Annotated in this window: 10 protein-coding genes; 4 read left to right on the forward strand and 6 right to left on the reverse strand. The window is 47.7% G+C overall.

Features of this window, described 5'->3' with window-relative positions:
• Positions 1-468 precede the first annotated feature (468 nt).
• On the forward strand, positions 469-762 hold the full coding sequence (locus ACR2PX_RS05160) for a hypothetical protein (protein WP_433998296.1): 294 nt from the start codon (positions 469-471) through the stop codon (positions 760-762).
• Positions 763-795: 33 nt separating this feature from the next.
• On the opposite strand, the gene ACR2PX_RS05165 is transcribed toward ACR2PX_RS05160, so the two are convergent.
• Positions 796-1800 (reverse strand): D-alanine--D-alanine ligase family protein, encoded by a 1005-nt coding sequence (locus tag ACR2PX_RS05165; RefSeq protein ID WP_433998297.1) that lies wholly within the window; start codon positions 1798-1800, stop codon positions 796-798.
• Between the two features lie 628 nt (positions 1801-2428).
• Here ACR2PX_RS05165 and ACR2PX_RS05170 point away from each other — a divergent pair.
• Together ACR2PX_RS05170 and ACR2PX_RS05175 are read left to right on the forward strand one after the other, a co-directional pair.
• Positions 2429-3547 (forward strand): protein kinase domain-containing protein, encoded by a 1119-nt coding sequence (locus ACR2PX_RS05170; RefSeq protein WP_433998298.1) that lies wholly within the window; start codon positions 2429-2431, stop codon positions 3545-3547.
• Positions 3548-4081: 534 nt separating this feature from the next.
• Positions 4082-4237, forward strand: coding sequence for a hypothetical protein (locus ACR2PX_RS05175; RefSeq protein ID WP_433998299.1), 156 nt, complete (start codon positions 4082-4084; stop codon positions 4235-4237).
• Positions 4238-4363: 126 nt separating this feature from the next.
• On the opposite strand, the gene ACR2PX_RS05180 is transcribed toward ACR2PX_RS05175, so the two are convergent.
• The 5 genes from ACR2PX_RS05180 to ACR2PX_RS05200 form a co-directional block, all read right to left on the reverse strand.
• Complete coding sequence (locus ACR2PX_RS05180) at positions 4364-4684, reverse strand: glycosyltransferase (RefSeq protein ID WP_433998300.1); 321 nt, start codon at positions 4682-4684, stop codon at positions 4364-4366.
• 2 nt (positions 4685-4686) lie between these two features.
• On the reverse strand, positions 4687-5445 hold the full coding sequence (locus tag ACR2PX_RS05185; protein ID WP_433998301.1) for an MTAP family purine nucleoside phosphorylase: 759 nt from the start codon (positions 5443-5445) through the stop codon (positions 4687-4689).
• A 42-nt stretch (positions 5446-5487) separates the two neighbouring features.
• On the reverse strand, positions 5488-5928 hold the full coding sequence (locus ACR2PX_RS05190) for an arsenate reductase ArsC (protein WP_433998302.1): 441 nt from the start codon (positions 5926-5928) through the stop codon (positions 5488-5490).
• Between the two features lie 98 nt (positions 5929-6026).
• Positions 6027-6881 (reverse strand): radical SAM protein, encoded by an 855-nt coding sequence (locus ACR2PX_RS05195; protein WP_433998303.1) that lies wholly within the window; start codon positions 6879-6881, stop codon positions 6027-6029.
• Entirely contained in the window at positions 6872-7939 is a 1068-nt protein-coding gene (locus tag ACR2PX_RS05200) for a methyltransferase domain-containing protein (protein WP_433998304.1), read from the reverse strand. Before ACR2PX_RS05200 ends, ACR2PX_RS05195 begins: the two co-directional genes overlap by 10 nt.
• 239 nt (positions 7940-8178) lie before the next feature.
• On the opposite strand from ACR2PX_RS05200, the gene ACR2PX_RS05205 reads away from it, so the two are divergent.
• The coding region (locus ACR2PX_RS05205; RefSeq protein WP_433998305.1) for a transposase at positions 8179-8385 on the forward strand (207 nt) is incomplete at its 3' end.

Genomic DNA, 8385 nt, shown 5'->3' on the forward strand with positions numbered 1-8385 from the left:
AGTCGAGCTGCAGGCTTGATGGATGTTAATGAATCACTCAAGGCGTCGAGAAATTCGGTGACAACAGAAAGTGAACGGATCAACACAGGCGACACTTGACGGTGATGTATTCAAGGGCCATGTTACATTGCCAGCCTGCTGCTGTGATGTTGATTGTACCTCGCCAGGCTTGGTACAAGAGTCACAGTAGTAGACTGGTTCCGCAGTCCACAAGAATCTTCCTTCGTCAAACGCTAAAAACTGCAGAATCGAGTTAAAGCCTTCTATGAGATTGCTGGCAGGCGCTCCTGTTGTTCTCTTGATAAGGCTTTTGCTGTCAGTCTGGCGGTTCGTTTAAGAGGTTGTGAGTGCCTTGAGATTTATTCGGGAACCGGGCAGTTATCCTATGAACTAAAGAGCAGAGGTATCTCTATTTATGCGACGGATAACTACAGCTTTCTGGCTGAGAACCCTGAAGCTGGCCGTTTTATGAAAGAGGTGCGTCAGCAGTCTGCTTTGGATTCGGTCAGAGAGTTTTGTGCCAGACAGGAGAAGGCATCGGCTGGCACACTGGTTATCAGTTTTCCTGTGGGTGATCCGGATGAGATCGCTACAATTTTTGAGCTGTTTCTTGAGCGAAAGAAAAACAGGATTGTTGCGATATGGTGTGCACAGAGGTGGTCAATATCAGCCGAGAAGTATTTGGTCAGTGATATGACCGAACGCCTTCATTACACTCCCCCACATGGCGAAGAGGGAGTGTATTTTTATCGTAGGAAATAGCAAAGCAAAAAGCTCGATGCTGTTTGATATTGCTTAGAGCTGTTGCTGGATATCCAGCTTGGGTATTGGCCAGTATTCTCGGCCATTACGCATGGTTTCTCCCCGTTTCAAGGCTTGATCCACCAGTTTGCAGATCAGGACATCAAAGGATATGCCAGCGTGCCTGGCTCCGTCTGGAAATAAACTGGTAGGTGTCATCCCGGGTAAATTGTTGAGCTCAGCGAATACCGGCTCTCCTGATTCAGGAACAATAAAGTCAGAGCGGCTCAGGTCGTGGCAGCCCAGAATCTGGTGAGCTTTAAGCGCGATTTCCTGAACTTTCCGATACTGCTCATCAGAGATTCTGGCGGGAATGACATGGTCACTCAGGCCCGGTGTGTAACGGTGGACATAATCATACCAGGCACCATCCGGGGTGGTAATCTCAGTGACAGGCAGGACCTGATAGTCATCCAGGTGGAGAACGCCTGCAGTGATTTCCCGGCCGGTGACAAACTCTTCAACCAGCAGCTTCTCATCCATTTGCAGGCCGGTTTTCAGCTTGCCCATCAGGTCTTCGTAACCCATGGCAAACTGAACGCCAATACCCGAACCCTGTCCGGAGGGTTTGATGATGACCTTGTGTCCCAGGGATTCAATGCAGTCCAGGGCGGTATCTTCGTAGTTATCGCTGCGATAGACGACTCTGTCCTTAGCCATGGGTATGCCGGAAGATTGAAGCAACCGTTTGGCTACAATCTTATCCAGAGAGCAGGCACTGGCCAGAGCGCCAGAACCCACATAGGGAACGCCCATGATATCCAGCAACCCTTGCAGACGGCCATCTTCTCCATAGGGCCCGTGAGCAACAGGAAAGGCAACATCAATTTGTTGGGCAATGAGTTGTTCAGGAAGTGTCTGGTCCAGTTCAAGGTGAACCACTCTCCCATAATACTCTTCCAGGCAGGGGGTGATACGATTTGCAGAGAGCCTGGATACATCCGCTTCGGGAGACAGACCACCGCAAATAACGGCAATGGTTTTACTTTTGTCGGGCATTCGTCTATTGGCTTCAGTTTGGACTATGATCAGACAAGCCTAGTACATGCTGGAGATCTGACCACACCTTGACCGAAAGAAGAGGGTTTGAACCGCTATCTATTGATAATCCTCCAGGCTGGCCTTAGACAGCGAACTATTCCAGAGGTTCATTGCAGTAGGAGTAGTTAAACAAACACTGAGTCCGGATATTTCATAAACATGCTCCGACTCTCACTTGTCCCTTATCATCTAAAGAGCCGTTTCAGGAAAGTCTGGATGGTGCTCCCTCTCCCGGTTCTCTGAGACGACAAAGTGATCGGATTTGGCATGCTACGTCTCCTTGTCCCCATATCTTTGTGGTGTGTCTGATAGCCGGGCAGTTTACGAAACGTCCGGGTTAGGAACTATTTCGACCGTTTGAGTTCAAAAAAAGGTATACGGTACGAAGGTAACTTTCTAAGGGATATTTGCTAAGGGGGATTTGTTGATCTAACGGGTTCGTAGAACTTTTGCCTGGACCATTGTCTGGCAGGTTCGCAAATACTGGAGAATTGTCAGAGCCTATCTGTGCATCAATGGCAACAAGCTAGTGGTGGCTTGTCTTATCTTTTTTATAGAATAAACGAAGTTTTGGAGAGAACCATCTATGGATGGTGTTTTGCCTCAACTATTTGCTGTACATGATGTGCAAATTGCATCTGATGGGGTGGACGACACAGGACGAAAGCCTGGCGGTAGTGCATCAGGAAGAACAGGCGCAAAAATAGTCACCAGAGCGTTGGATGTCATGCCAAAGTTACTGGACGAAACGGCTTCGCGGCTGACTCTCGAAACAGGGGCTCGGGAGAAGGTTGGGGAGGGTGCCTATGGACAGGTATATAAGTTGAAGCCAGACGAACAAGCTATGCTCCAGCTTGATAGGAGCTGTCTTAGCCAACCCAAACTAGAACCCTTCTATGTTGTCAAAAAGCAAACACCGAAGAAGGATGAATCTGGTGATGATTTTAAACAGAAGGTTGTACAAGAGTATGATCTTCAGGCTGAGTGTGCAGCTGCTCCAGCTCTGAAAGAGCAGAGGTTTGTAACAGCGGAGGGAACGATTGCACATGAGGCGCTCATGGAACATGTCGGTCAGCCACTGAGTATGGCTATAAAAGTAGTAAAGGAAGCTTCCGATAAAAAAGCCTTACCGGTATTACCTATGACCTTTGCAGAGTTTGTACGAGTTGAAGATCCTAACAATCGGAGTGACCCGCTGCTTTTAGAGGTCGTCAGATGTTTATCCAGGCAATTGCTGGAGTCTCTGGTGGAGCTGCACGAAAAGGGTATTGTTCATCGAGATATCAAGTCAGCCAATATGATGCTCAATTCAGCCGGTAAACTGACTCTGATTGATTTTGGTCTGTCCGACCGTGCATCTGGCGTAATGAACAAATTTAGCAAAAAAGCGGGAACACCCTACCATATGGCTCCACAGCTTTTTATGGGCAAACCGTATTCTGTAAAAGCGGATATCTGGTCAGTAGCCGTGCTCATGGTGCAACTCTTGGCAGGCTTTAAGCCGATATTATTTGATCATGAAGGTCGTAAGCGCGAAGACTTTACCTTTAATCTGTTACGTTATGATTTATTTATGGATTGGTTAATCAATAGCTCCGGATTTGATCTCAAAACGACCAATTTGCTTATTCGAATGTTTGCTATTGATGAGGAAGTCCGATTTAGTGCGAAGAAAGCGTTAAAGTCTGATTTTTTTCCAAGTTAAGGATGTTGACCTGTCTCTTTATGAGCTTCAATACTTGCACCAGAAAGCTTTCATGGAGTTGTCCAGATTAGAGTTAAGCGGGGAATCAAACGCTGGTCAGGAGCTGGAGCATAAGCGAAAAGAGGTAAAGAAGCTGCAGCTGTTAATCAAGCTTCGTGAGGCGGACGATGCTGGCAAAAGAGCCATTGAGAGTGCCAAGAGGCAGCTTCAGCGACAAGAAGTGTCAAAAATAGGTGTGCTCTCGAGTTATGAAACTAAAAGGTTGCGGGCAACAATACAGAGGCGTGGACAGCAATATACAAAGGTTAGGCAAGGGCTGATCATGCCCTGATAAATCGTTTAGTTGAAGTATGCCTTGATCAGTGCCAAAACCAGGCCTGCTATTTTAAAGTGCCGTAAAAAGTCGTTCTGTTTCTTAAGCATGGGTTTCGAGTACTAGTCGCCTTTAGAAGTGAGCCATTTGAAAAATTCCGGTGCTGCCTGTTTTAGCCAGAGATACTGGTACTTGAGCGTGAGCTGTAGCCAGCCTGAATCATGATACTTTCTCGCGCTGGTGCCCAGCTTTGTGTGGCAAGGGTGGAGACGGATGTTGTTCTGTCTGGCTTTCCAGACGAATACATGGTCTTCGCCATAGAGAGCGTTTTCTGGATAGCCGCCGAGTTGAAGGAAGAGAGAACGGCTAATGCATAGACCCTGATCTCCATAGGGGCACCCCAAAAAATGGGAGCGTATGCTTGCTCCCCATTCATTGATGGATAACCAACGGGTTTCCTTGTCATAAAACCAGAGATCAAAGTAGAACAATCGTTCTGGATATTAATGAATGGCGTTCAGTAAGCCCTGAACATTCTCTGTACTCAGTATTGAATCAGCATGGAGAAACCAGACATGGTCAGCCGACGCTTTCCTTGCTCCCGTATTAAGTTGAGAAGCACGTCCTCGCTCAGCAGTGCACCAAATCCAATTGAGCTTTTGCAGTGGCTCCGGAAGTTGCTCCAGTCTCGTAGGCTGCTGTTTGTCCTGGTAGCCAACAAGGATAATCTCGCTGCCTTCAGGCAGAAGGTTCAATTGATCAAACAGAGTTGGCCACTCTGGCTCGTTTGGGCCGAGCGGCACTATAACTGACAAGTTGGACATGACTATTCTTGCAGTAACTCCAGCAGGGCTTTTTGCTCTTGATTCAGGTGGCTTTCAGGGGAGAGTACCGCTGATTTCAGGGCGTTCCTGCAGGTGCACTGAGTGCTGTCGTGAGGTGTTTCTTCCTTCCAGCAGTCGTAGTCTGTTGCAATGGCGATTGTCGTATAACAAAGCTGCGCTTCCCTGGCCAGAAAAGCCTCCGGTACATTAGTCATACCCACAACATCGCACTGTGCAGCATTTTTGAGAAACAGGCTTTCTGCCCGGCTACCCAATCTGGGGCCGTCGATGCAGGCATAGGTTTTTTCTTTATGTAAGCCAATTTTTTCTGAGTTGGCCGCATTGATGAGTTGTTCTGACTGATGGTTGCAGCTGGGTAGAGCCGTGGAAATATGGGCGACAAGACCGTCACCGAAAAAGCTTTTCTCTCTGCTGCCTTTGACGAAATCAAAGTACTGACTGACCAGGGATAATTCTCCTGGCGCAATCTCTTCCTGTAGGCTGCCGACGGCTGAAAGCCCCATCACTTGTGTTGCTCCCAGGCTCTTTAAAGCCCAAATGTTGGCTTTGTAGTTGATCTCGTGAGGCAGAAGTTGATGTCCGCTTCCGTGCCGGGGTAAAAACAACAGTTTTTGTTGGTGGTAAATACCGGTCGTTATGGGGCCTGAATGAGGCCCATAAGGCGTATCAATGGTCTGTTCATTCAGGGTTTCAAGACCGTCCAGGCTATAAATGCCTGTTCCGCCAATGACTGCCAGCATAGTGTTTCCTTATCATTGTTATTTGATAGCTGTAAGCATTTGTTAGTTGTTTGCTTGCTTGATCTGGCTGGGAAGCTGGTTAACCCAAATCCTGATTTCGTCCCTTACACGACGATAGATTTCCAACGACTCTTCTTCTGTTGTGACTGACTCGGTCAGTCGGGGAGGGTCGTCAAAACGCTTCAGAATAATCTGCCCCTGTTCAGGGGTTGGGCAGGTTCTATGGGCGTGATCACAAACAGTGATAATAAAGTCGAAATGCTTCTGTTCCAACTCATTAAGAGTTTGGGATTGCTGCTGGCTGATATCAATACCTGCTTCCCGCATAACCCTGACGGCAGAAGGGTTGAGTCCATGGGCTTCAATACCGGCCGAGAAAGCTTCATAGTCTGGTGGTAACAGGTTTCTTGCCCAGCCTTCAGCCATCTGGCTGCGACAGGAATTACCCGTGCAGAGAAACAGTATCCGGGTTTTATCCATCATAAAATCCTTTTATTAAACTGATGATTACAGTTCGCTGCAGGAAGAACCAAAAGCAAAGCAGCTGTAACAGCGGTGGTGTTTCATACTGATGGTTTTAGTCAGGCTCGATTGTAAATTATTGCCCAGGTTGTACTCGGTATCGTCATCCACCAGTGTGAGGCATAAACCTGCATCTTCCCATTTTGCTTGACCATCATTTTTGAAAACGCGCACATAAATTGACGACGGCTATCTTCTGTCTGATAGCGGGTCATGCAATCTTTACTGACATGAGGGACGACGGGTAATGCGCCGGGCGGAAGAAAGTCCGGAAAGGCCACCTGTTTCAGGTTGACCGGCAAACCATTCAGCTCAAAAAGATCCCGAAAGGCCTGCTCAACCAGAGGGGTGTTTTCATTTTTTTCCATATGTCTGGCAACAGAAAGGTTAAAACCACTTTCATGCAGTAGCTTCATTCCGGAAAGGGCGGTCGCAAAACTGTCCTCACCTCGTTCAGCGTCATGTTGTTCAGCATTGGGGTGATCAAGGCTGACTCTCAGAGATATGGGGTGAGGGTTGTTTTTCAGCTGAGCCAGTTCATCCATTCTTTTAATCATTGGCGTCGTGCCATTGGTCAAAACCAGGCAGGGTCGATGTTGAGAGGCATAGTCCAGAATTCGGATTATGTCTTTAATGACAAAAGGCTCCCCGCCGGTAAACGAGAACTGTTCAACACCCATTTCAAGTGCTTCGTCAATGAAGGGCTTTGCTTCTTCCAGAGTGGGGGCGTCGAGCCTTTTACTGGCAGGACTTGAACCTTCGAGACAGAAGCTGCAGGAAAGGTTGCAGCGAGTCCCGGTATGAAACCAGAGCTCTTTCAGTTCGTGGGGTTTAATATAGCCTCTGGGGCTGCCATCCGGAGTAAAGTGCCATTCCTGGCTTTTGGGGCTTTGAGACGTTCCTGTCAGCAGCATGATCCATCACTTCCTGTGGCTGTATTGATAGAAGATGTTTCTGTGGAAGACGAGAAGGGCATTGGGGTTCCGCAACCATCAAAGATTCCGTAGTGAGTGCTGAAATCACCAATGAACTCAAAATGCTCCCGGAATCGGGTATCGTGCAACATTTTCCAGGTGTTTCCGCAAACCGGGAAAACCTTTCCTTTGGGAATGGGGTGATGTCCGTCCAGATTAAATGTGTTGGGGTGGTGATCAATCGTGCCTTTATAGATGACGGCCTGTCCATAATCCTCACAATGACTTTCCAGTTCTGGCAGTTTGAACAGTCGATAAGTGGCTGAGAAGAACTGGATGTCACCAACTTTGGCTTCAATCTCGCTGTTGTTAATGGTGATGGGTTTGTCTTCCACCAGTCTGGGGTCGGTAAAGCCGGCCTTTTTGGCCAAATTCAAAAAATCATTCCAGTAGAGTGCGCCGCTCAGGCATTCCCCATAAAGAACCGGGTCATCGACCAGCTCTGCTGGAATGCGACGATCTGAATAGACGTCAGAGAAGTAAAGCTCTCCACCTTGTTTCAGCAGTCGCCAGGCTTCTCTCAATACGGCTTCCTTATCGGGGGACAGGTTGATCACGCAGTTTGAAATGATCATATCAAAACTGCTTTCTTCCAGGTCCAGCTGGTCGAGCTTCTCGATATAGCCTTTGTGGAATGCGGTATTCGCTTTTGAGTAGCCAAACTTTTCTCGATGGTATTCGACATGTCGGTTGGCTATGGCCAGTTGTTCATCGGTCATGTCTACGCCGACGACATAACCTTGTTCTCCCACCATTTGTGCAAGGGCATAGCAATCGCGACCCGACCCAGAGCCAAGATCAAGAATTCTTGCACCTTTCAATTGTTCGGGGTAGACCAGTCCGCAACCGTAGTAGTGGCTCAGTACCTCGTCATGAAGATTGGAAAGGGCGTTTTTCAAATGTCGGGGCATGGCCGTCTCTGTGCAGCAGGCATTCGTCTGTAAATCGTTGCTGCCCTGAAGAGTTTTACCATAGTAATCTTGTACGGCTTTATGCATGAGGGATTGTACCTTGCTTGAAAACAGATTCGATGTGCTTTGCCAGTGCCCTTCGAGCAGGTCGGGTGTCCCTGTTTAATTCACGAAGTACTCTGAATAGATCTTTGAGGTAATCAATATCCTGACCAGGGGGGGGCATATCCGACAGATAAACTATTTCCTGTTTACCATCGACCCTACGTCATAATCCAAATGCTATATTAAACGTCTGATGACCTTTATATTTGGAGATAAATCTGATGTGTAAAAATACTGTTCAGTTCCAAAAAGGCATTGGAATTATGGAGTTTCTGGCCAACTACGGTAGTGAAGAACAGTCTGAGAGGGCGCTATTCTTCTGGCGCTGGCCAGCGGGTTTCCAATGCCCAAAATGTGGTTCTCGCAGTTTCTGTAAACTCCACAGGAAAGCCGAGTACCAGTGTAACCTCTGCCATCATCAAACTTCA

This window comes from Endozoicomonas sp., assembly GCF_051008435.1.
GTDB lineage: Bacteria > Pseudomonadota > Gammaproteobacteria > Pseudomonadales > Endozoicomonadaceae > Endozoicomonas_A.

Bases quoted from the DNA above. Each gene is read 5' to 3' on its own strand.
- ACR2PX_RS05160 (WP_433998296.1), top strand. From the start codon at position 469: ATGAAAGAGGTGCGTCAGCAGTCTGCTTTGGATTCGGTCAGAGAGTTT.
- ACR2PX_RS05165 (WP_433998297.1), bottom strand. From the start codon at position 1,800: ATGCCCGACAAAAGTAAAACCATTGCCGTTATTTGCGGTGGTCTGTCT.
- ACR2PX_RS05170 (WP_433998298.1), top strand. From the start codon at position 2,429: ATGGATGGTGTTTTGCCTCAACTATTTGCTGTACATGATGTGCAAATT.
- ACR2PX_RS05175 (WP_433998299.1), top strand. From the start codon at position 4,082: ATGATACTTTCTCGCGCTGGTGCCCAGCTTTGTGTGGCAAGGGTGGAG.
- ACR2PX_RS05180 (WP_433998300.1), bottom strand. From the start codon at position 4,684: ATGTCCAACTTGTCAGTTATAGTGCCGCTCGGCCCAAACGAGCCAGAG.
- ACR2PX_RS05185 (WP_433998301.1), bottom strand. From the start codon at position 5,445: ATGCTGGCAGTCATTGGCGGAACAGGCATTTATAGCCTGGACGGTCTT.
- ACR2PX_RS05190 (WP_433998302.1), bottom strand. From the start codon at position 5,928: ATGATGGATAAAACCCGGATACTGTTTCTCTGCACGGGTAATTCCTGT.
- ACR2PX_RS05195 (WP_433998303.1), bottom strand. From the start codon at position 6,881: ATGCTGCTGACAGGAACGTCTCAAAGCCCCAAAAGCCAGGAATGGCAC.
- ACR2PX_RS05200 (WP_433998304.1), bottom strand. From the start codon at position 7,939: ATGCATAAAGCCGTACAAGATTACTATGGTAAAACTCTTCAGGGCAGC.